The organism is Micromonospora zhanjiangensis (assembly GCF_042650605.1).
In the GTDB taxonomy this organism is placed as follows: Bacteria; Actinomycetota; Actinomycetes; order Mycobacteriales; family Micromonosporaceae; genus Micromonospora_J; species Micromonospora_J zhanjiangensis.
The window spans coordinates 1-22,203 of sequence record NZ_JBHSBN010000014.1 but is presented as its reverse complement, the minus strand read 5'-3'; the positions used below and the strand labels follow the sequence as shown (position 1 = coordinate 22,203).

Below are 22,203 nucleotides of genomic sequence, written 5' to 3'. Positions count from 1 at the left end.
TCGGGCCCTGTCACCCGGCGGCGGTCTCCTCTTCCTCCTCGCCAGTCTCCTGCCGCTGGACGTACGTCTGTGCCGACTCGTCCTCCTCGGGCAACTCCTCGCGCTGCACCGCGGGCTGGTCGTGGCCGACGGCGTCCACCGCCCGCTGGACGGGCCCGGCCGGCGCCGCGACGGGGGCGGCAACGGGCCCGGCCGGGGCGGACATCAGCCGGTCGGCGTTGGCGACGGCCTCCCGCTCGAACCGGTCGGACGGATCACTGACCTTCACCCCGCCGCCGTTGTCGGTGCCGTCCACCGGCCCGCTGCGCTGCTGCACCACATGGGTCAGCTCGTGCGCGAGCATGTGCCGGCCGGCAGTCGACGCGGGGTCGTAGCTGTCCCGCTGGAAGACGATGTTCGACCCGACCGTGTACGCCTGCGCGTTGACCGACCTGGCCGACTCGTGCGCGGCACCGTCGGTGTGCACCCGGACGTCGCCGAAGTCCTGGCCGCCGAACCGGGTCTCCATGTCGGCGCGTACGTCCGGCGCCAGCGGGGAACCGCCGCCGGAGTTGACCACGTCGTGCACGGGTGAGCGCCGCTCGGTCGGCTCCAGCAGCTCGCCGACGGCGGCGTTGCCCACCGCCCGTTGCAGGCCGAGCAGCCCACCGGCGCCCAGCACGTCGGACCGGCCGGCGGTGGCGGCGGCGTACATCAGGGACTCGCCGTCCCGGTCGGCGCCCACCGGACGGTCGCCGGTCGGGCGTGCCGCCGCCTCGGAGTCGAACTCACGGTGTCCGCGCATGGCTACCCTCCTGCGACCCGGTTCTGCCTCGACGGTCCACCCACGACGGCGAGCGAGGCCATCCCCACCGGACCGTGCGAAAGGGCAACCAGACCGTACGGGAGGGCACACCGACTGCCCGAAGGGGCAACGAACCGGCAGCCACCGCCGCCGGGCGGCCGGCACGGACAACGCCCGGCACGCCGTGATCGGCGCGCCGGCCTCGATGGTGCGTTCCTGTGCAAGTGCGGTGAGCAGGTCGTTGCGTAGCAGACGTCGCAGCAACAGTGGCGCACCGATCGGGTCAGTCGGCCAGGTCCAGGTAGCGGCCGAACTCGCTCTCCAGGGTCAGCCGGCCGAGCTTGCGGTACTCCCGGCCGACCGCGCCGATCAACTCGGCCATTCCCACCGGCCGATCGGCGGCGGCGGCCAGGTAGCCGGCGGTCACGGCGGCCGACCGGATGTGCCCGCCGGCCAGCTCGAACGCGCCCGCGAGGAACTCCAGGTCCACGTCCGGCCCACGGGGAACCCGCTCGCCGAGGCACCGGTCCCACAACGCCCGGCGGGCCGCCTCGTCGGGCACCGGGAAGTCCACCACCACGTCCAGCCGCCGGGTGAACGCCTCGTCCAGGTTGGCCCGCAGGTTCGTGGCCAGCACCGCCAGGCCGTCGAAGGTTTCCATCCGCTGCAACAGGTAGGCGCTCTCGATGTTGGCGTACCGGTCGTGCGCGTCGCGTACCTCGGAGCGCTTGCCGAAGATGGCGTCCGCCTCGTCGAACAGCAGCACCCCGTTCACCCCGGCGGCCTCGCCGAAGATGCGTTCCAGGTTCTTCTCCGTCTCGCCGACGTACTTGTCGACCACGGTGGCCAGGTTGACCGTGTACAGGTCCAGTCCCAGGGCGCCGGCCACCACCTCGGCGGACATCGTCTTGCCGGTGCCCGAGTCGCCGGCGAACAACGCCGTCACCCCGTGGCCGCGTCCGCCGCCGGGCCGCATCCGCCACTCGCGCAGCACCCGGTCGCGGTGCCGGGCCCGGCCGGCCAGCTCACGCAGCAGGGACAGCGTCGGTGGCGGCAGCACCAGGTCGTCCCAGTCGACCTCGGGGACGATCCGCCGGGCCAGTCGTTCCAGTCCGGCCGCGTTCTGGGTACGCGCGCCGGCCCGCAGGTGCGCCACGCCGACGGGCTCGCCGGCCGCGGCGGCGAGCTGCCCGGCCACCGAGGCGGCCCGGTGGATGGCCGGTGCGCCGAGGACGAACTGCTCGGTGGCGGTGGCCGGGTCCAGCCCGTCGGCGAGCGGGCCCGGCAGCACCGCCCGCCAGACCGCGGCCCGCTGCGGCGCGGTCAGCGGCTCCACGTCCACCTGCAGCGGCGCGCGGGCGGTCCAGGTCGGGTCCCACGGCCGCGTCCCGTACGCCAGCACCGGCACCGGGCCGTCGGTCAACCGCGACCACACCGCCCACGGTTCACCGCCGTGCACCGGGCCGACCACCAGGCCCGCCCCGGTGAGCAACGCCTCCCGGATCAGGACGGTGGCCAGTTCCGCCGGCTGCGGATCGGCGGCGAGCCGCGGCAGGTCGACGGCCAGCGCGCGCCGGCCCGCGCCGTCGAGCGCGGCAGTGGCCAGCGCCGGTGCGCTGCCGCCGGGTTTCTCCCGCAGGTACGCCAGGCGCGAGCCGGCCCGGTCCAGCGCGCGGGCCAGCGGTACGGCGCCCGGTGGTGCCGGTCCGACCGGCTCGACCGGTTCGGCCAGGCCCACCAGCAGCGGCTCGGGTGCGTCCGCGCCGAGCAGCCAGCCGCCGACCCGGTCGGGGACCCACAGGCCGCGGGTGAGCACCGGACGGTCGGTGGCGTCTGTCCGCAGCAGCGCGAGGTCGATCAGTGGTGCGCCGGTGCCGAGCCGCCGCCGGGCCGGCGCGGCCGCCTCAGGCAACCCGCAGAGCCGCAGCGCGAGCCCGATCGACGGTCGGCGCCGGGTGACGTCGTCGTTGAGATAGCCGTAGAACTGCTCGAACCGGCTGTCCACGTCCGGGGCGAGCGCCACCAGCAACAGCGCCTCGTCCAGCGGGTTCAGCCCGGCGGCGCGGGCCAGTTCGGTCAACCGGTCGTCGGGCCGGTCCGGGTGGCGGGCGGGGTCGGGCGGCCACGGGTCGAACGGCTCGCGGGCGGCGGCCAGGGCGGCGTCGACCACCTCGTCGGAGAGGTACAGCCCGCGGAACGGATCGTCCGGCTGCGGGTCGCCCTCCCGGCGGCGGGCCACCGCGGCGCGTACCGCGAGTTCCAGGTGCTGCAGGCGGTGCAGCACCGGCGGCGCCTCACCGCCCACCGCTCACCGCCCGGTCCGCGGGCCGGCGTGCCCGACCCGGTCGGCGGCGTCGCCGGTACGGTCGGCGACCTCGGCGACCAGGCCCTCGTGGGCCGGCGGTCCGGCCGGCACCACCCGGCCGCTGTCCACCGGGGCGCTGACCACCAGGTCCAGCGACGGTTTCAGCTCGCCGCCCAGCGCGGTCCAGACGTCGGCGAAGGCGCGGTCCTCCGGCGGCGGCAGCGCGACAGTCATCGGTACCGGCATCCCGAGCGCCGCCACCGAGCCGGTCAGCACGGCCGGCGGTACGGCGTCCAGCCGCAGGAAGCACAGCAGCAGCGAGGAGAGCAGCCGGTGCTCGTCCTCCGGCCGCTGCGTCCACGCGGTGACCAGGTAGGACAGTTTCACGTACCGGGGCGGGGCGACCCGACGGGCCACCTGACCGCGCTCGTCGTACTCGTTGATCAGGCCGCGGGACCGGCGGCGCAGGTCCTCGCGGATGTCGTAGAGGTAGACGTTGACCGTGGGGGCGTTGCGGCGGGCCGCCCATTCCTTGGTCGGCGCCTCCAGCACGATGTCCACGCCGGAACTGGGCAGCGCCTCGTCCCGGACGAGCCGGCGCAGCGCGTCGTCGATCTCGTGGATCACCACCTCACCCCCGGCCGCCGAAGACCGGTGGGCCGAGTTCACGCGGCACCACCAGGAACGGTTCGGTCCCGCGGACCGGTCCGAAGGCGCGGCCCGAGACGCGGACCGCGGTGATGTACCGCGGGCCCAGGGCGTCCTTGCGCAGCACCAGGATCGCGGTGCGGAAGCCGCCGTCCGGGCCCACCGTGACCGTGTCCGGGGTGGTGGTGATCCCGGGCGCCCAGGCCAGTCGCACCCGCGCCCCGGGCGGGAAGTCGACACCGACCACCGAGGTGACGAAGCCGGGCGGACCGATCGCCGGGTCGACGCGTACCCGGGGAGCGAGCACCTGGACCGGCGCCTGCGCGGTCCGCGCGGCCGGCACCTGGCGGACGGTGCCGGTGAGCCGGCCGGCGACCGTGCCGGTGACGGCGGCGCGGGCGGGCAGCAGCACGGTGACCACCTGTTGGGTGCCGGGGCCCATGGTGCCGAGCAGGCAGAGCCGGCGCCCGGTGCCGCAGCGCGGGTCGGCGCCGGTCGGCGGCAGCAACGCCGGCGGCGGGGTCACCTCCAGCCAGACGTTGTCGGCCGGCAACGGGGTGGCGTTGCGGACGGTGAAGGTGACCGGGATCACGTCACCGCCGAGGTAGCCGGGCTGGCCGGCCACCGACACGCTCAAACTCAGGTCGGGCACCGGCAGCCGCTGGAAGGTCGGTTGGCTGCCCACCCGGCTGATCACCGGGTCGACCCGGCCGCCGCCGGCGGGCAGCACCACGATGTCCGCCGGCTCGGTCCGCAGCGACGGGCCCTGCTCCGGCCGGCGCAGCGCCACGGCGATCCGCTGCCCGTCCGGCGAGAAGGCCGGGTCCTCCACCAGCCGGTCGGCCCGGTCTCCGGTCGAAAGCGGGTGCCGGGCCCCGGTGCCGTCGGGCGCCACCACGCACAGGTCGGACGAGCTGTCGGCGAACGCGATCGCGGAGCCGTCCGGCGACCAGGCCGGCGCCCGGTCGGCCGACCGGCTCGGGCAGGCCGGACCGACCCGGGCGCTCACGTCGAGCTGGTCGGTCACGGTGAGGGTGCCGGCCACGTCGCCGTCGAGCCGGGCGCGCCAGATCCGGCTGCCCCGCGCCGCCGGGTCGGCCACCACGACCAGCGCCGTGTCCGACCCGGTACGACCCGCGCCGTCGGTCGCCGTGCAGGTCACCACGGTCTGCCCGATCGGGAAGAGCGAACCGGACGGCGGCTGGCAGCGCACCGGCAACGGCCGGCCGTCGACGTCGACGGCCGACGCCTCATAGGTCACCCGCGCGCCGTCGGACCCGGCGGGCGGCACCCGGACGTCGTCGACGCGGACCAGCGGAAGGCCCGCCGGGGTGACCCGGACGATCAGGTCCTGTACGACGTCGGCGCCGGCCTCGGGCGGGTCGAGGTCGAACCGCAGCGTGCAGCGCAGCACGGTGCCCGGCGCGGCGCCCGGGGCGACCGAGACGTTCTCGGTGAAGACGGCCGGCTGACCGGCGGGCACCCGGGCCGGGTCCGGATCGAAGCCGACCGAGAGGCCGTCGTCGCACCTGGCGGAGGGCGTGACGGTGACCTGCAGTTTTCCGATCGCCTCGGTGATCGCCCGGAGCATCTCGCCGGCGGTGCTGTCCGGGGTGATCAGGCCGCCGGTCTGGCCGGCGAGCCAGCTGGCGATCCCGTCGTAATCCAGGCCGTTCTCGCCGGCGTTGGTCTTGATCGGCACTCCCACCAACGCGATCTTGGCGGCCTGCAGACCCGCCAGCACCTCCTCCCTGCTGATCGGGGACCTGTCCGGGTTGGTCTGGTCCACGCTGTTGGTGTCGCTGATCAGCACGACGATCGACCGGCGGTCCGGGCTGAACCCGATCCGGTCGTTGGCGGCGAGCCGCCGCAGCGCGTAGAACCAGTTCTCCTGGCTGTGCGCGCTGTCGGCGGCCAGGGTCTTGACCGCGCCGGTGATGTCGGCGTCGATGCTGGTCAGCGACAGCCGCGGGTCGTACAGTTTCGGGTCGTACACGCCGTTGTCGCTGGCGCCGAAGGTGGCCAGGCCGAACCGGGCGTCGGGTCGCGTCCGGCGGATGTCGGCGACCAGGTCGGGCAGCAGGCGCTCCCGGAGTTGCTGGATCACGCTGACCCCGGTGCTGTCCGCCTCGGCCATCGACCCGGTGTTGTCGACCAGGAAGACGATGTCCGGTCGCGGCGGGATCTCCGGCGTCCGCACGGACTGCCGCACGGTGAAGCTGCTCCCGGGCGGGGCGGTACGGTCCACCACCGGGGTCTCCAGGTCGCTGCCGCGGGTGCTGGCGTACCGGGCGAAGGCGAGTTGCCGGCCGTCCGGCGACCAGGACGGCTCACCGTCGTCACCGCGCAGGTACGCGGGCATCGGCACCTCGGCCAGCAACCGCGCGTCGGCGACCGCGACCACCAGGATCCGGGACGGCGAATCGTTGCCCGGCTGCCGGGTGAACGCGATGGCGTCCCCGTTCGGCGACCAGGTCGGATCGATGTCGTAGTCGCCCGCCTCGGTGCCCGGCGGGGCCAGCAGTCGCGGGTTGGCGCCGTCGGCGTCGGCCACCACGATCCGGGCGCCGCCGTCGGTCTGCTGCGCGCTGTAGGCCAGCCGGGCGCCGTCCGGGCTGAACGCCGGCCCGTTCTCGGACAGACCCGGGCGGGCGGTGTGGTCCCGCCGGTCGCCGCCGCCGGCGTCGGAGGTCCACACGTCGGTGCTGTCGTCCTCGTCGGCGCCGGTCCAGATCAGGTCGGCGCCCCGCCAGGCCGGGTCGTGCTGCGGCAGCGGCCCGGTGGCGACCGGGACGACCCGGCCGGCGCGCAGCGCGTACACGTCGCCGCCGGGGTCGTCGCGGGTGGTGGTGAAGGCCAGCTGCGTGCCGTCGGCGGACCAGGCCGGCTCCGCGGCGTCACCGGGGCCGGGCACCGCGCGGGTCACCGGGCCGCCCGCCGGGGCCACGGTGGCGACGGTCCGCAGGGTCGGCTCCGCCGAGGGTGCGAACCGGGTGGTGCTGAAGGCCAGTCGGCGACCGTCCGGCGACCAGGCGGGCTGGCCGTCCGCCGCCGGGCCGGCGGTCACCTGCGTCGGTGGGCCACCGGTGGCCGGCACGACCCAGATGTCACCGGCCAGGTCCGCCCGGTTGCTGGCGAACGCGATCCGGGTGCCGTCCGGCGACCAGGTCGGCCAGCTGTCGTCGGCCGGGTGGTCGGTGAGCCGGCGCAGGCCGGTGCCGTCGACGCCGACGACCCAGATGTCGGCGCTGCCGGCCCGGTCGCTGGTGAAGGCGACCCGGCGCCCGTCCGGGGACAGGGCCGGCTGCGTGACCGTGCCGGGTCCGCCGACCAGGCGCAGCGGCGTCGCTCCGGGCCGGCGCAGGTAGAGCCCGCCGCCCAGGTCGGCGCCGCCCGGTGCGGCCCGCCGCCCCACCCAGACCAGCCGACCGGCGCGCGCGTCGGCGTCCTGCTCGGCGTCGCCCCGCTCCACATCGGACAACAGGGGCGCCGCGCGACCCCCGGCGGGCTCGACCATCAGGGTCGGCCGCTCGTCGCTGGTGTATCCCAGCCGGTATCCGGCACCGGCCGGGGCCCGTGCCGCCGCCAGCGCCGCGCCCGCCGCCGACCGGGCCGGCGGTTCGGGCGCGGTGACGCCCGGCCAGGCCAGCAACACGAGCACCATGACTGCCCTGCGGCGGCTCCCCCAGCGCACGACACCTCCCCTGGTCGTCCCCGTGCCACCCACCACCGTGACCGTCGGCCAGGGTCGCGGCGTGGGCACTCGGTGCCGGCCTGCGGGCACCTCGGCGTGCCCGAACGGGCAGGCCGGTCAGATCAGGCCGTTGCGCAACGCGTACGCGACGGCGTGGCACCGGTTGCGCAGATGCAGCCGGTTCGTGACGTCGTGCAGGATGTTCTTGATGGTGCGCTGCGAGTAGGACAGCTTCGCGGCGATCTCGGCGGTGTCGAAGCCCTCCGCCACCAGGCGCAGCACCTCGACCTCCCGCTCGGCCAGGCCGGAGAAGGTCAGCCCGCGCGGCCCGAGGACCTCCCGCTGCAGGGCGCCGACCTGCTGCAACAACCGGCCGAGCAGGTCCGGCGGCACCACGCCCTCACCGGCCGCGGCCGACCGGATCACCGCGACCAGCCGGTCGGCGCTCGCCTCCGACCGGCGGACGATGCCCGCCACACCGTGCTCCACCGCGGCCACCAGACCGGCGTCGTCGACCTGGGTGAGCACGAGCACCAGCGCGGACCCGTACCGGCTGCGCAGCGACCGCAACGTGCGGAGGGTCTGGTCGTCGATGCCGTCGGAGATGATCACCGCGACGGCGGCCTGGTCGGCCTCCGCCTCGTCGAGCAGCAGCACCTCCGGCCGGGGCCGGAGCTGGCTGACCACGCCGGCTCGGGATATCACGTCGGTGGAGTAGAGGTGGACGGGCAGACGTCGCATGCGCTCCCCCAGCTGTGCTCGCTCGGACAACACGTCGCGCTGAGTATCACCCCACGCACCAATCGTGCAGTCAACGTGGACTCAACGGCCCGGTTCGGCTGCCCCAATGTCTTCCTCTAGGACTGATTGGAACGCCGGGTCCGCTTCTAGAGTCGCGGCCATGACCACCGACGCGATCCTGGACACCGACCTCGTCGAGGTCAGCCCGGGCGGCGAAGCGACCTGCCGGCTCGAGATCCGCAACGGCGGCCCGATCGTCGAGTCGTACGCGATCGAGGTGCTCGGCGAGCCCGCCGGTTGGACCAGCGTGGAGCCGGCCACCGTGTCGGTCTATCCCGGCTCCGCCGAGTCGGCCACCGTGCGCTTCCACCCGCCGCGGTCGGCCGCGGTGGTGGCCGGCGAGCGACCGTTCGCGGTGCGGGTCACCCCCACCGAGACACCCGACGCCCAGGCCGTCCCGGAGGCCACCGTACGGGTGTTGCCGTTCGTCGAGTTCGCGCCGGAGATCCTGCCCCGCACCTCGCGGGGGCGCCGGGGCGGACGGCACGAGCTGTCGGTGACCAACCTGGGCAACGTCCCGCTCGGACTGGCGCTCACCGGCGCCGACCCGGACAACCGGCTCGCCGTGGCGATCCGACCGGCACAGCTCACCGTCGCGCCCGGCGAGGCGGTCTTCGCCCAGGTACGCGCCCGTACCCGCCGGCTGCTCTGGCGCGGGCACCCGGTCACCCTGCCGTTCCAGGTCGGCGTGGTCTCCGACGACGCCCCGCCGGCGAGCCTCGACGCCGCCACCGTGCAGGAACCGGTGCTGCCGCGCGGTCTGCCGCGGGTGCTGGCCGCCCTGCTGGTGCTCGCGCTGCTGGGTCTCGGCCTCTGGTACGCGTTGCTGCGCCCCAGCGTGAAGTCCCTGGCGGAGGAGGCGGCGAAGGAGCAGGTGGCGCCGGTGGCGCAGCAGGCCAGTGCCGCCGACAGCCGGGCGCAGCAGGCGGACGGCAAGGCCCAGCAGGCGGTGGACGCCGTGGCACCCGGGGCCCGCCCCTCGGCCGGGCCGTCCGCGTCGAGCAGCCCGACCCCCGGCGGCCGCCCGGCCGTCCCACCGGGGGCGGACTCGTTCAGCCGGCGGCTCGCCCCCACGGCGGCCACCGGCGGGACCGGCACCGACATCTACATCGTGCCGTCCCGCAAGGTGTTCGTGCTGACCGACATCTTCCTGCAGAACCCGCAGGGGGACGAGGGCCGGCTCGACCTGTCGGTGGACGGCACAACCGTGTTGACCGTGGCGTTGAACAACTTCCGCGACCTCGACTACCACATGGTGTCGCCGATCGAGGTGCCGGCCGGCAAGGTGGTCAGCCTGAAGACCACCTGCCGACGGGCGGGCACCGGGCTGGACGGCGCGGGTGGCGGCGGCGGGCGCTGCCGCGACTTCGCTCTGCTCAACGGCTACACCCGCACCCCCGCCGCGACGCCCCGGCCGTAACCGCCCGATACGATCGGATGGTGCGCGAGCTGCTGCGGGCCTGGTGGCGGGAGCCTCGACCGGCATGCCCGCCGCCGCGCGGGTGGCGGGACTGGGCGTTGGTGGCCGCGTTGGCGGCGGCCGGGGCCCTGGAAGGCTGGTTCCGATCGGACCTGCCGTCGCCGGCCGTCGTGCCGGTCCTGATCGGCGTCGGCCTCACCCCGGTGCTGCTGTGCCGGCGGACCAGACCGCTGCTCATGGTGGCGGTCGCCTTCCCGGTCTGCGCCGTGGGCGAGGTCCTGGTGCACGGCGACCTCCGGCTGAACACGCTGGCCTTCCTGCTGATCCTGGTCTTCTCGCTGTCGCGGTGGGGTTCCGGACGCGAGGCCGGGTTCGGGGCGGTCGTCATCGCCGCGAAGATCACCTGGTCGGCCGCGGTGGGATACATCGGCGCCGGTGACGCCCTGGCCGGAGCGGGCGTCGTCTCGGCGGCGTTCGCGGTCGGTGCCGCGCTGCGGTGGCGGGCCCGGGCCCGGCACCGCGAGTTCGAACAGGTGGCGTTGCTCGAACGGGAGCGGCTGGCCCGCGACCTGCACGACACGGTGGCCCATCACGTGTCCGCGATGGCGGTCCGGGCACAGGCGGGACTGGCCATGCTGGAGACGCAGCCCTCGGCGGCGGCCGACGCGCTGCGCGTCATCGAGGCCGAGGCGACCCGGGCGCTGGCCGAGATGCGCACGATGGTGCGGGCCCTGCGCCACGACGAGCCGGCCGAACGGACGCCGACCCCGCGCGTCGCCGACCTGCGCCGGCTGGCCGGCCGCGCCGAGCACGGCCCGGCGGTGGAGGTGGAACTGGTCGGCGATCTGGACGGACTGCCGGCCTCGGTGGCGACCGCGGTCTACCGGCTGGCGCAGGAGTCGGTCACCAACGCGCGCCGGCACGCCCGGGACGCGACCCGGATCACGGTGCGGGTGGCCGCGGACGAGGACACCGTGCACCTGCGGGTGAGCGACGACGGGATCGCACCGGCCGGGCGCGGATCCGCGTCCGGCGGCTTCGGGCTGATCGGCATGCGGGAGCGGGTCAGCCTGCTCGGTGGCTCGGTCGACGCCGGTCCGGACCGCGACCGCGGCTGGACGGTCACCGCGGCGCTGCCCCGGGCCGCGGCATGACCCGCGACGGGAACGTACGGGTGATCGTGGCGGACGATCAGGAGATCGTCCGCACCGGCCTGACGATGATCCTCAACGCCCAGGCCGACATCGAGGTGGTCGGGGAGGCCGCCACCGGCCAGCGGGCGGTCGAGCTGGCCCGGCGGCTGCGCCCGGACGTGTGCCTGTTCGACATCCGGATGCCGGGCCTGGACGGGATCGAGGCGACCCGACTGCTGGCCGGGCCCGGGGTCGCCGACCCGTTGGCCGTGGTGGTCATCACGACCTTCGACCTCGACGAGTACGTCTACGCGGCTCTGCGCGCCGGGGCCAAGGGATTCGTCCTCAAGGACTGCGGTCCGGCCCTGCTCGCCCAGGCCATCCACGCGGCGGCCCGCGGCGACGCGCTGATCGCGCCGAACATCACCACCCGGCTGCTCAAGGCGTTCGCCGACGCCGGGCCGGCGGCCCCGGCCCGGCAGCCGATCGACCGGCTCACCGACCGGGAGGAGCAGGTGCTGGCCGCGGTGGCCCGGGGACGTACCAACATCGAGATCTCGGCCGAGCTGCACATCACGCTGAGCACGGTCAAGACGCACATCGCCAGCCTGATGGCCAAGCTGGGGGCGCGTAACCGGGTCGAGATCGCGATCTGGGCGTACGAGACCGACCGGGTCCGCGGCGGCTGAGGCCACCGGGAGGCGGGCAGGCCCGCCGAAAGTACGGCCCGCGTCCCCGACCTTTGACCGGTCCGGCCGCGGCCCGTGGACCGATGAACCGGCACCCGTACGGTCGCCATGCTCGGGTCATGACGACAAGACGACGGGACTGGCCCATCCTCACCGGACTCATCCTGCTCAGCGTGGTGCCCGCGTTCGGCGGCGCGCTGCGGGTGGTGTCCCTCTCCGGCGGCGAGGTGACGCCGGAGAACGTACGCTTCTTCGCCGCACCGGTCCCGGTGCTGCTGCACATCGTCGCCGCCGTGGCGTTCACCGTCCTGGGGGCGTTCCAGTTCGCGCCGGGTTTCCGCAACCGTCACCGGGCCTGGCACCGCCGGGTGGGCCGGCTGCTCGTCCTGTGCGGGCTGACGGTGGCCGCGACCGCGCTGTGGATGAACGCCTCCTACGTGCTGCCGCCCAGCGACGGTGCGCTGCTGATGGTGCTGCGGTACCTGTTCGCGGCGACCATGTTCGTGGCCGTCGGCGCGGGCTTCCTGGCCGTCCGGCGGCGCCGGATCGGTGACCACCGGGCCTGGATGATGCGCGGCTACGCGATCGCCCAGGGCGCCGGCACCCAGGCCGTGCTGCTGTCGGCCTGGCTGCTGGCGGTGGGTCCGACCAGCCAACTGTCCCGGGCGGTGCTGATGGGTACGGCGTGGACGGTCAACCTGGCCGTCGCCGAGTGGCTGATCCGCCGGCGCCGCCCCGCCCGGGTCGTCCCGGCGCGCGCGACGATTCTGGTGGAGGCGTAGATGAAGGCCATCGTCCAGCACCGGTACGGCGGCCCGGAGGTGCTCCGGCTGGTCGACGTCGCGCCTGCGATCCCGGCCCGGGACCAGGTGTTGGTCCGGGTACGGGCCGCCTCGGTCAACGCCCGCGACTGGCACTTCCTGCGGGGCGATCCCTACCTGGCCCGCCTGGCCGCCCCGGAACTCGGCCTGCGCGGCCCGAAGGTGACCGTACGGGGCACCGACTTCGCCGGCACCGTCGAGGCGGTCGGCGCCGGCGTCGATCACCTGCGCCCGGGAGACGACGTGTACGGCGAGGCCAACGGCGCGTTCGCGGAGTTCGTCTGCGCTCCGGCGGGGGTGGTGGCCGCCATGCCGGGCAACCTCAGCTATGAACAGGCGGCGGCGGTCCCCCTCGCGGCGAACACGGCGCTGATCGGCCTGCGTGATCTGGCCGGGGTGCGCGGCGGGCAGCGCGTACTGATCAACGGATCCTCGGGCGGCGTGGGCACGTTCGCGGTGCAACTGGCGAAGGCGTACGGGGCCGAGGTGACCGCGGTGTGCGGTCCACGGAACCTCGAACTGGTCGAGTCGCTGGGCGCCGACCATGTCGTCGACTACACCCGGGACGACTTCGCCCGCCACCGCGGACGCTACGACGTGCTGCTCGACCTGGTCGGCAACCGGTCCCTGGCCGACCTGCGGCGGGCGACGGCTCCACAGGGGACGGTGCTGCTCTCCGGCGGCGGGGTGTCGCGCGGCGGCAGCCTCTTCGGTCCGATGGGGCTGATGATGCGCGGCACGGCGGTGGGCCGGTTCGTCCGCCAGCGCGTGCTGGTGCTCACCGCCGTTCCCAGCGCCGCGAACCTCGCCGCCCTCACCGGGTTGCTGGAGTCCGGTCGGCTCACGCCGATCGTGGAGCGGACCTACCCGCTGGCCGAGGCGGCCGCGGCGATCCGCCGCCTGGAGGTGGAACACGCCCGCGCCAAGATCGTGCTCCGGGTCGACACGGATGGTTGACCGCGCACGTCGACCCTGAGCAGAATCGCTCGTCCTCCGACGCCCGTCCCGGGCAGCATGGCGAATGGGCACCCGCTCCTCGGCGACCGCACCGTCGGCGCGGTCACCGAGCGGGTCGACGTCCGGCTGCAGTTCGGTATCCACGATTGACGATCAGGGCTGCCGCCCCGCCGCTTACGCGTCGAGGCGCAGGACGGTCTCCTCGATCTCCGCGTTCCGTCCGTTGGCGAACGCGACCTCCGTGCCGACGACCGCGAACCCGGCCCGCCGCAACACCGCCAGCGAGGCGGCGTTGTCACTCGCGGCGCGGGCGAACACCGGCCGGGCCGGGACCGACTCCAGGAGCAGGGCGAGCGCCCGGCCGGCGATGCCCCGCCCCCAGAAGGCCCGGTCGATCCAGTACGTCACCTCGGTGTCGCCCTCGACGACGAAGCAGCCGACGCTGCCGACGAGCCGCCCGTCCAGGGTGACCGCCCGGTGGGTCACCTCGGGCGACGACCTGATCCTGGCCAGCTGGGCGTCGAACGCGTCACGGTCGGCGGGGTCCCTGCTCACGAAGGCCGCCATCCGGACCGACTCGGGATCCCGGCCCTGGGCGAACAGCGCGTCGAGGTCGGAGTCCTCGACCGGCCGCAACGCCACCTCAGCCATCAGTACCTCCACGATCTTGTCCAGCGTCACTCGGCCGGGCGAACGTACCAGTGCCGTCGGACAGTCCGTCCGGAGCTGGAACCGGTGCCGGTGCCGGCGGGCGGGACCGGTCGGGTACGTCCCGGGCACGACTCCTCCGTCCCGGGGATGAGGGCGGGTCCGGTCCGCGGATCGATCCGTCGCACCGTCCCGGGTGACTAACGTCCCTCGACGAAGGGGGAGACCATGACGATCCGGAAACTGCTCACCGCGCTGGTCGCCGTACCGCTGGTGCTGGTGCTGGACGGTGGGGCGGGTGCCGCCGCCGACGGCCCGGCCCCGCTGGACTGCGCCGGCCTGGCCACCGCCCACGGCCCGCAGGGTTCGGTCACCTCGGCCGACACCGTCGACGGTTACTGCCAGGTCCGTGGCGTGCTGCAGCCGGCCACCCGGTTCACCGTCAAGCTGCCGGTCCACGGCTGGACCGGCCGGTACGTCCAGCAGGGCTGCGGCGGGCTGTGCGGCGAGGTGCCGGACCTGACGTTCCCGCTGTTCGGATTCGCCTGCCCGGCGGCGCTGGCCAGGACCCTGGTGGTGGCGGCCGACGATACCGGGCACACCGGTGACCCCGAGGGCGCGGGACCGGCGACCTGGGGCCGGGACCCACGGGCCCGGGTCGAGTTCGGACGCACCTCCGAGCACCGGCTGCGGCTGGCCTCCGACGCGCTGATGACCGCGTACTACGGGCACGGACCGACGTTCCGGTACTTCGACGGCTGCTCCACCGGCGGCCGGCAAGGGCTGAACCTGGCCCAGCGGTTCCCGACCGACTTCGACGGGATCCTGGCCGGGGCGCCGGCCAACAACGCGGCGCCGCTGGCGCTGCTGGCGGCGTGGGTGGCCGTCCGCAACACCGCCGCGGACGGCAGCCAGATCCTCGGCCCGGAGAAGATTCCGGCGCTGCACGACGCCGTGGTCCGAACGTGCGGCGAGGTCATCCAGGACCCCCGGCGGTGCGGCTTCCGGCCCTCGTCGCTGCGCTGCCCGCCGCGGGTCGACCGGCCGACCTGCCTGTTCGGGCCGGAACCCGGCAGCGGTCCCTCGGAGGTCGGCGTGCCGGAGTTCCTCCAGTTGCTGATGGACTGGGTGGAGCGGGGCAGCGCGCCGGGGGTGATCGACGTACCGACGGTCAGCGGAGATCTGACCGAGGTGATCCGGGACCTGGACGTGGCGCCGTTCGACGCGCTCGCCCCGGTCACGGCCGCGCCGGGCAGCCTGAACGCCGACTACCACTACGTCGGCCGGTACTAGGCGGGACCGGGGGCGGGCACCGGCCGACCGGGCCCGCCCGTTCACGTCCGTCGACGCTCACCCGCCGGCGAACTGGCCGGGCCGCCGCCCGCGCCGGCCGGTCCCCGACCATGCCCTACAACGCCTGACCCGGCCGGTGCAGGCGTTCGGCCACCCGCTGTTGACGGACGGTCCGCAGCATCAGCGACATCATGACGTCGAAGAGGACACCGCGGATCACCGCCGACGCGCGGACGTCGGACCCCCCGGTGTGCAGCAGGTCCATCTCGGTGTCCACGACGGCCTCGGCCGCCCGGGCGAACGGCAGGAAGACCTCGACGTCCGTCCCGCACCCGAGCGTGCGCAGCGCGGCGAGCACCTGGGCCATCGACTCCCGGCCCGGTCGGGTCGGGTCCTCGGACCAGCCGAGCCGGTCGGCCAGCGCGTCGATGTCGGCGCGGGCGTTTTCCATTCCGTCGAATCCGGCGTCGTCCGGGCCCCCGGAAATCTTCGCCCTTTCAATTCCGTGGTACACCGACGAGAGTGTGACGTCGGGATCGTCGATGACTTCCAAGAGGCTGCGGACGGCACTGATGTCGAGGCCACCGACCGTGGTGAGAGCCCGGATCAGACGCAGGCGCCGGTAATGGCGTTCGTCATATCGGGCCTGGTTACGCGCGGTCCGGATGCCGGGCGGCAATAGCCTTTCCCGGAGATAGAACTTCACTGTCGGTACTGGTACGTTGGCGCGCCGGGACAGTTCCGATATGCGCAAGATTCCCCCCACGTGTCCTGCCCCGTGCGTCGAAATTCTTCCATGTACGACGATGTAACACCACCCCCCGCACCCATCTGTGTACCGTGAGTGGATATCGCGCTAAATGCGCTGCCCGTCGTGATGCGTAGCGCTATCTATTTATTGCCGCGATTGCCACAACGCGGCCCTCAACATCGCCCAACGCGGTGTCGAGAGCTGGGGCGCAGTCAACCGACCACACGTGGCCTGACCCCGTCGCCGGCGTGGAAGAGACCCACAAGCCCACCCATTCATGGGTGGGTAGTTGACGAGTGGATGTTCTCCCGGGCGGAGGCCGGCTGCCCGGTGGTTGCGGCCCCGGCGCGTTGTCGCAGGGTCAGCGCGGCCAGTACGGCCAGGCAGACCACCAGAGCGGCGCTCACCGCCGCGGCCAGGTGCAGACCGTCGGTGAAGGCGGTGCCGGCGGCGTCCAGCAGCGCACGCCCGGCCGGTCCGGGCAGGCTCGCGGCCGCCGTGGCCGCGTCGGTGATGCTGGTGCGTGCGGTGTCCAGCGCCTCGGCCGGTACGTCGCCGCCGGTGGTCAGCCGCCGCGCGTACCATCCGGTGCCGATGCTGCCGAGGACCGCGATCCCCAGCGCGATGCCCAGGTCGCCGCTGGTCTGCGCGGTCGCGGCGGCGGAGCCGGCCCGCTCGGGCGGGGCCGAACCGACCACGACGTTGTTGGCCAGCGCGCCGACCAGGCCGATGCCGAAGAACACGACCGTGGCGCCGGCGATGAGCAGGCCCAGGCCGCTGACCGGGGTGCTGGTGATCATCAGGTAGCCGACCGCGGCGATGGCCAGGCCGGCGGTGATCACCGTGCCCGGCTGCGACTTCTGGGCCAGCGGTGGGGCGGTCATCGATCCCACCACCATGCCCAGCGCGGGCGCGATGCCCCACAGGCCGGCCGACAGTGGACTGAGGCCCTGGACCACCTGCAGGTGCAGGTTGGTCAGCAACATGACGCCGCCCTGGGTGCCGACCGCGAACAGCAGGATCACCAGCGCCGCGCTGAACGCGGGCCGGCGGAACAGCCCGAGGTCCAGCAGCGGGTCGGCCAACCGGCGCTGCCGGCGGACGAACAGCACGCCCAGCAGCACGCCGAGCACGAGGGCGGTGACGGTGAGGGCGGACAGGCCCGACCGGACGGACTCCTTGATGCCGTAGATGATCGGCAGCACCGCGCCGAGCGAGAGCAGCACGCTCGGCGCGTCCAGCGTGCCCGCGTTCTCATCGCGGAACTCCGGCAGCAGGAACGGTCCGGCCACCAGTAGCAGCGCCATGACGGGTACGCCCAGCAGGAAGACCGATCCCCACCAGAACGACTGCAGCAGGATCCCGCCGACCACCGGCCCGAACGCGGCGCCGCCCATGAAGCAGCTGACGTAGACGGCCACGCCCAACGCGCGCTGCTCAGGGTCGCGGAACATGTTGCTGATCAGGGCCAGCGTCGAGGGGGCCAGGGTCGCCCCGGCGACGCCCATCAGCGCCCGGGCCGTGACGAGCATCCAGACCGATGTGGAGAACGCGGCCAGTGCCGAGGCGAGGGCGAACCCGACCGCGCCGATCAGCAGCAGCTTGCGGCGGCCGATCCGGTCACCCAGCCGACCGGCGGTAATGAGGAAGCCGGAGACCAGGAAGCCGTAGATGTCGCTGATCCATAGTTGCTGGGTGCTGGAGGCGGAGAGGTCCTCGCTCAGTCGCGGCAGGGCCAGGCTCAGCACGCTCAGGTCGAGGGCCAGCAGCAGGGCGGGCAGGGCCAGCACCGCCAGCCCCAGCCACTCGCGCCGTCCGGCACCCACCGTGTCGTCGTCGTTCATCAGAAGCCTCGGTTCGATCAGACGAATCGCTGGCGCATCCGGACCCCAATAGTTAAGCATTGGCTTGACTATTGGCGCAACCAGAATTAGCATGAAAACGTGACCAATGCCCCCGAGCCGTCGCTGGACCAGGTGTTCCAGGCGCTCGCCGACCCGACCCGTCGGGGGCTGGTGGCGATCCTGGTCCGGGGACCGGCCTCGGTCAGCAGCCTGGCCCGACCGTTCGACATGACGTTGTCCGCCGTGATGCAGCACCTGCAGGTCCTGATCGACAGCGGACTGGTGCGAACAGAGAAGGTGGGCCGGGTCCGGACCTGCCGGATCGACGCGGCCGGGCTGCGACGGGCCGAGGACTGGCTGGCCCGGCGGCGCACCCTCTGGGAGCACCGGTTGGAGCGCCTCGACCTGCTGCTCACCGCACCATCCGATCGCACTGGGAGGCTCGACATGACCGATCGATCCGTGCTCGTCTCGTCGTTCGCCGTCGAACGGACGTACCCCCTCGGGCCGGAGGCGGTGTTCGCCGCCTGGGCCGACCCCGGGACCAAGGCGCGCTGGTTCGCCGGGGCGAACGCCGAACACCACGAGTTGGACTTCCGTCCCGGCGGGGTGGAGGTCACCCGCGGCCGGAGCCCGGAGGGCAGGCCGCTGACCTTCGAGTCCCGCTACCACGACATCGTTCCCGCCGAGCGCATCGTCTATTCCTCGGCGCTGCTGGTCGAGCAGAGCGCGGTGACCATCTCGGTCACCACCGTGCAGTTCCGGCCGTCCGGCGGTGGCACCACGCTGGTGCTCACCGAGCAGGACACCTACCTGGACGGTCATGAGCAGCCCGAGATGCGCGAGAGCGGTACGAGGGGCTGGCTCGACGCGCTCGGCAGGGAACTGGCCGCCACCGTCAGTCCGTGACCTCGACCGCCGTCCGCCGGTACATCGAAAACCAAAAACGTCCCGGTTCGTGACGGCGTTCCTCCCGGCCCCAAACTGCCGGGGTTCCCGCCTTATGGACTGCTGAACCACCGGAACAGACACCGAGAGCCACCGGGACAGACACCGAGAGAATGGAGCACACCATGCTGGGTAAGAGCCCTGCGCGGGCGACCTATTCGGTCCGGGACGTCAAGCAGGCCAAGGAGTTCTACGGGGAGGTCCTCGGCCTCGACGTACACGAGGAATACAACGGCGGGCTGCTGATGATGCGGCTCGCCGGCGGCCCGGAGGTCATGCTGTACGGCAAGGAGGACCACGAACCCGCGTCCTTCACGCTGCTCACCTTCACCGTCGACGACATCCGCGCCACGGTGGCCGAGCTGGTCTCCCGCGGCGTGCGGTTCGAGCGGCCCGACGGGCTGGAACTGGACGAACAGTCGATCCACCACGCGCCGGGGCACTATGCGGCCTGGTTCACCGACCCGTCCGGCAACACCCTCTCCGTCACCCAGGAAACCTCGGACTGACCGACTGAGCACTCGTTTCTCCTCGGGCCGGCCGGCGCCGTCGGAGGCTGCTCCCCGGCGCCCGCAGCGTGCCGATCGGGCTCGCGCTGCTGGCGCTGGCACTGGCCGCCGCCCTCGCGCTCGCCACGATCTGTCCGACCGGTCGGCGTTATCCAGATAGCAACCAAATCATGCCGCCATTCATGGTCTTCATTGAGAGCAAGGTCAGTCCTAAGCTCATGGCGACATCCCCCACTCCCCCTGGAGCGTTCATGTTCCGACGAATCGCCAGCACCCTTGGCGCACTCGTGCTCGGCGCGGCCGCGATCAGCGGCCCCGCCGGCTCGGCCGCGGCCGCACCCGCCCCCACCCTGCAGGCGGCCACCCTGACCGCGACCATCGCCCTGAACAACTGCTCGGCCGCTCTCGTCCGGTATCCCACCTCGGTGGACACCGACCGGGCCCTGATGCTGACCAACGGACACTGCTACGAGGGCGGCATGCCCGGGGCCGGGGTGGTGCTGCAGAACAGGTCCAGCACCCGATCGGGCACCCTGCTCAACTCCTCCGGCGGTTCCCTCGGCACGCTCCGCGCCGACACGCTGCTGTACGCGACGATGACCAACACCGACGTCGCGCTCTACCGGCTCACCACGACGTTCGGGGCCGTCAGGTCCAGCTACGGCGTGGACGCGCTGACCATTTCCGACACCCACCCGGTCGACGCCAGCAGCATGTTCATCCCGTCGAGCTACTGGAAGCAGATCTGGAACTGCTCGATCAACGGCTTCGTGCCCACCCTGCGCGAGGACGCGTGGACCTTCCACGACTCGATCCGGTACAGCAGTGGGTGCAACACCACCCACGGCACCTCCGGCTCACCGATCGTCGACCTGAACAGCGGCAAGGTCGTCGGCATCAACAACACCGGTAACGACAACGGCCAGATGTGCACGCTGAACAATCCGTGCGAGGTCGACGCGGACGGCACCACCCACGCGTACCAGGGGCAGAGCTACGGGCAGCAGGTCTACTGGTTCACGACCTGCCTCAACTCCGCCAACACCATCGACCTGTCCATCGCCGGTTGCCTGCTGACCAGACCCCCGGGCAGCGGCAACACGGTGACGGTGACCAACCCGGGTAACCAGGCCGCGACCACCGGCGTGCCGGTCAGCCTGCAGATCAGGGCCAGTTCCTCCGGCAGCGGCCAGACCCTGACCTACAGCGCCACCGGCCTGCCGGCCGGCCTGTCGATCAACGCCGGTTCCGGCCTGATCAGCGGCACGCCGACGACGGTCCAGAACACCACCACGACCGTCACGGTCAAGGACACCACCGGCGCCACCGGTACGACCAGTTTCAGCTGGGCGGTCGGCGCACCCGGTGGCGGCTGCTCGGGCCAGAAGCTGGGCAACCCGGGCTTCGAGTCGGGCACGGCGCCCTGGACGGCGAGTTCGGGCGTGATCAGCAACTCGTCCGGTCAGGCCGCCCACGGCGGGTCGTACAAGGCCTGGCTGGACGGCTACGGCCGCTCGCACACCGACACGCTGTCGCAGTCGGTGACGATCCCGGCCGGCTGCCGCGCCACCCTGACCTACTGGCTGCACATCGACACCGCGGAGACCACGACGAGCACCGCCTACGACAAGCTGACCGTCCAGGTCGGTTCGACCACCGTGGCGACGTACTCGAACCTGAACGCCGCCAGCGGCTACGTGCAGCGAACCGCCGACCTGACGTCGTTCGCCGGGTCGACCGTGACCCTGAAGTTCACCGGCGTCGAGGACGCCTCGGCGCAGACCTCGTTCGTCATCGACGACACCGCGCTGACGCTGTCGTAGTCGGGTGATCCCCTGGCGCTGTGGGTGCGCGCAGCCAGCCGCGTACCCACAGCCCCGGCTCGCCGGCCTCCGCACCCGGCCCGGCACCGGCTCACCGGCGCCGCGAACCTGGCCCGGCACCGACCGCCGACATCGGAGCGGCACACCTTGACGAACGACATCCCATCGCTCAAAGTCGATGGTCACGGACGACGATGCCGGTGGCTCACCGGGCGAGCCCGCCTCATCGGACCGTTATCGAGGCGTGCACCAGGGCAGGTGGACGCCGCTGTTAACGCTAACACACTGGACGCGTGCGTCCGCCACGCGTCGCGGTCGCGGTCCGCCCGACTCCGGTTGGACCGTCCGACCCTTGGTCATCGAAGGAGAATCATGCTTGCCTCTGGTATCCCTCCATCGGTCGCGCCACCGTCACGGCGACGCCGGTGGTTGCCGCGGGTCGTCTCCGCCGGCGCCGCGGTGGTGCTGATCAGCGGTGCCGCAGCCGCGATCGGGTCGGCGCCCGCCGCCGCGGCGACGGTGGACCCGAACGCCTGGTACGTCTTGATCAACCGCAACAGCGGTAAGGCCATGGACCTGTACAACCTGGCCACGAACGACGGCGCGCGGATCGCCCAGTGGACGCGCAACAACGGCAACCAGCAACAGTGGCAGTTCGTGGACTCCGGTGGCGGCTACTACCGGGTGAAATCACGACTGTCCGGCAAGGTGCTGGACGTGAACGGCCGGTCGACGGCCAACGGCGTGGTGATCCAGCAGTGGACCGACAACAACGGGACCAACCAGCAGTTCCGGCTGGCCGACTCGGACGGCGGCTACGTCCGACTGGTCAACCGCAACAGCAACAAGGCGGTGGATGTCGAGGGCGCCTCCACCGCCGACGGCGCGAACCTGATCCAGTACGACGACCGGAACGGCACCAACCAGCAGTGGCAACTGGTCCGCGCGGACGACGGGGGCCCCACCACCCCGCCGACGACGCCCCCGCCGGGCGGCACCTGTGACCTTCCGTCGTCGTACCGGTGGACCTCGACCGGTGCGCTGGCGAACCCGAAGTCGGGCTGGGCCTCGCTCAAGGACTTCACCAACGTCCCGTACAACGGCAAGCACCTGGTCTACGCCACCACCCACGACA

Annotated in this window: 18 protein-coding genes and 1 pseudogene; 10 read left to right on the top strand and 9 right to left on the bottom strand. The window is 73.1% G+C overall.

Annotated elements, in window-relative coordinates; genetic code table 11:
* Nucleotides 1–10: 10 nt before the first annotated feature.
* From ACFOX0_RS19915 to ACFOX0_RS19895, 5 genes are all read right to left on the bottom strand, one after another.
* On the bottom strand, nt 11–784 hold the full coding sequence (locus tag ACFOX0_RS19915; protein ID WP_377548102.1) for an eCIS core domain-containing protein: 774 nt from the start codon (nt 782–784) through the stop codon (nt 11–13).
* 283 nt (nt 785–1,067) lie between these two features.
* Nucleotides 1,068–3,068 carry an ATP-binding protein gene (locus ACFOX0_RS19910; RefSeq protein ID WP_377548099.1) on the bottom strand — a complete coding sequence of 667 codons (2,001 nt, stop codon included), beginning with the start codon at nt 3,066–3,068 and terminating at the stop codon, nt 1,068–1,070.
* A gap of 24 nt (nt 3,069–3,092) precedes the next feature.
* Entirely contained in the window at nt 3,093–3,716 is a 624-nt protein-coding gene (locus ACFOX0_RS19905) for a DUF4255 domain-containing protein (protein ID WP_377548097.1), read from the bottom strand.
* A 4-nt stretch (nt 3,717–3,720) separates the two neighbouring features.
* Nucleotides 3,721–7,401 carry a hypothetical protein gene (locus tag ACFOX0_RS19900; RefSeq protein WP_377548095.1) on the bottom strand — a complete coding sequence of 1,227 codons (3,681 nt, stop codon included), beginning with the start codon at nt 7,399–7,401 and terminating at the stop codon, nt 3,721–3,723.
* A gap of 147 nt (nt 7,402–7,548) precedes the next feature.
* Nucleotides 7,549–8,172 carry a response regulator transcription factor gene (locus tag ACFOX0_RS19895; RefSeq protein ID WP_377548093.1) on the bottom strand — a complete coding sequence of 208 codons (624 nt, stop codon included), beginning with the start codon at nt 8,170–8,172 and terminating at the stop codon, nt 7,549–7,551.
* A 160-nt stretch (nt 8,173–8,332) separates the two neighbouring features.
* Here ACFOX0_RS19895 and ACFOX0_RS19890 point away from each other — a divergent pair, with 160 nt between their 5' ends.
* The 5 genes from ACFOX0_RS19890 to ACFOX0_RS19870 all read left to right on the top strand — a co-directional run bounded on the left by ACFOX0_RS19890 (nt 8,333) and on the right by ACFOX0_RS19870 (nt 13,252).
* Entirely contained in the window at nt 8,333–9,652 is a 1,320-nt protein-coding gene (locus ACFOX0_RS19890; protein WP_377548091.1) for a COG1470 family protein, read from the top strand.
* A 20-nt stretch (nt 9,653–9,672) separates the two neighbouring features.
* Entirely contained in the window at nt 9,673–10,806 is a 1,134-nt protein-coding gene (locus ACFOX0_RS19885) for a sensor histidine kinase (RefSeq protein ID WP_377548089.1), read from the top strand.
* Complete coding sequence (locus tag ACFOX0_RS19880) at nt 10,803–11,474, top strand: response regulator (RefSeq protein WP_377548087.1); 672 nt, start codon at nt 10,803–10,805, stop codon at nt 11,472–11,474. The genes ACFOX0_RS19885 and ACFOX0_RS19880 overlap by 4 nt, the downstream gene beginning before the upstream one ends.
* Before the next feature lie 119 nt (nt 11,475–11,593).
* Entirely contained in the window at nt 11,594–12,256 is a 663-nt protein-coding gene (locus ACFOX0_RS19875) for a DUF2306 domain-containing protein (protein ID WP_377548084.1), read from the top strand.
* The gene (locus ACFOX0_RS19870) at nt 12,257–13,252 is read left to right on the top strand and encodes an NAD(P)-dependent alcohol dehydrogenase (protein WP_377548082.1); all 996 of its coding nucleotides are present in this window, start codon (nt 12,257–12,259) and stop codon (nt 13,250–13,252) included.
* 174 nt (nt 13,253–13,426) lie between these two features.
* On the opposite strand, the gene ACFOX0_RS19865 is transcribed toward ACFOX0_RS19870, so the two are convergent.
* The gene (locus ACFOX0_RS19865; protein WP_377548382.1) at nt 13,427–13,903 is read right to left on the bottom strand and encodes a GNAT family N-acetyltransferase; all 477 of its coding nucleotides are present in this window, start codon (nt 13,901–13,903) and stop codon (nt 13,427–13,429) included.
* A gap of 225 nt (nt 13,904–14,128) precedes the next feature.
* On the opposite strand from ACFOX0_RS19865, the gene ACFOX0_RS19860 reads away from it, so the two are divergent.
* Nucleotides 14,129–15,193 (top strand): tannase/feruloyl esterase family alpha/beta hydrolase, encoded by a 1,065-nt coding sequence (locus tag ACFOX0_RS19860; protein ID WP_377548080.1) that lies wholly within the window; start codon nt 14,129–14,131, stop codon nt 15,191–15,193.
* A gap of 115 nt (nt 15,194–15,308) precedes the next feature.
* Here the strand turns inward: ACFOX0_RS19860 and ACFOX0_RS19855 are convergent, their stop codons facing one another.
* The 3 genes and pseudogenes from ACFOX0_RS19855 to ACFOX0_RS19845 form a co-directional block, all read right to left on the bottom strand.
* The gene (locus tag ACFOX0_RS19855) at nt 15,309–15,644 is read right to left on the bottom strand and encodes a hypothetical protein (protein ID WP_377548401.1); all 336 of its coding nucleotides are present in this window, start codon (nt 15,642–15,644) and stop codon (nt 15,309–15,311) included.
* Nucleotides 15,645–15,752: 108 nt separating this feature from the next.
* Nucleotides 15,753–15,959: pseudogene (locus ACFOX0_RS19850) on the bottom strand (MerR family transcriptional regulator); the annotation flags it as partial.
* A 260-nt stretch (nt 15,960–16,219) separates the two neighbouring features.
* Entirely contained in the window at nt 16,220–17,788 is a 1,569-nt protein-coding gene (locus tag ACFOX0_RS19845; protein WP_377548078.1) for an MFS transporter, read from the bottom strand.
* A 99-nt stretch (nt 17,789–17,887) separates the two neighbouring features.
* On the opposite strand from ACFOX0_RS19845, the gene ACFOX0_RS19840 reads away from it, so the two are divergent.
* The 4 genes from ACFOX0_RS19840 to ACFOX0_RS19825 form a co-directional block, all read left to right on the top strand.
* On the top strand, nt 17,888–18,697 hold the full coding sequence (locus ACFOX0_RS19840) for a metalloregulator ArsR/SmtB family transcription factor (protein WP_377548076.1): 810 nt from the start codon (nt 17,888–17,890) through the stop codon (nt 18,695–18,697).
* A gap of 164 nt (nt 18,698–18,861) precedes the next feature.
* A complete protein-coding gene (locus tag ACFOX0_RS19835; protein ID WP_377548074.1) occupies nt 18,862–19,245 on the top strand; it encodes a VOC family protein in 384 nt (127 codons plus the stop codon).
* Nucleotides 19,246–19,496: 251 nt separating this feature from the next.
* Entirely contained in the window at nt 19,497–21,068 is a 1,572-nt protein-coding gene (locus ACFOX0_RS19830; RefSeq protein ID WP_377548071.1) for a putative Ig domain-containing protein, read from the top strand.
* A gap of 372 nt (nt 21,069–21,440) precedes the next feature.
* A partial coding sequence (locus ACFOX0_RS19825; RefSeq protein ID WP_377548068.1) for a non-reducing end alpha-L-arabinofuranosidase family hydrolase occupies nt 21,441–22,203 on the top strand: 763 nt, incomplete at its 3' end.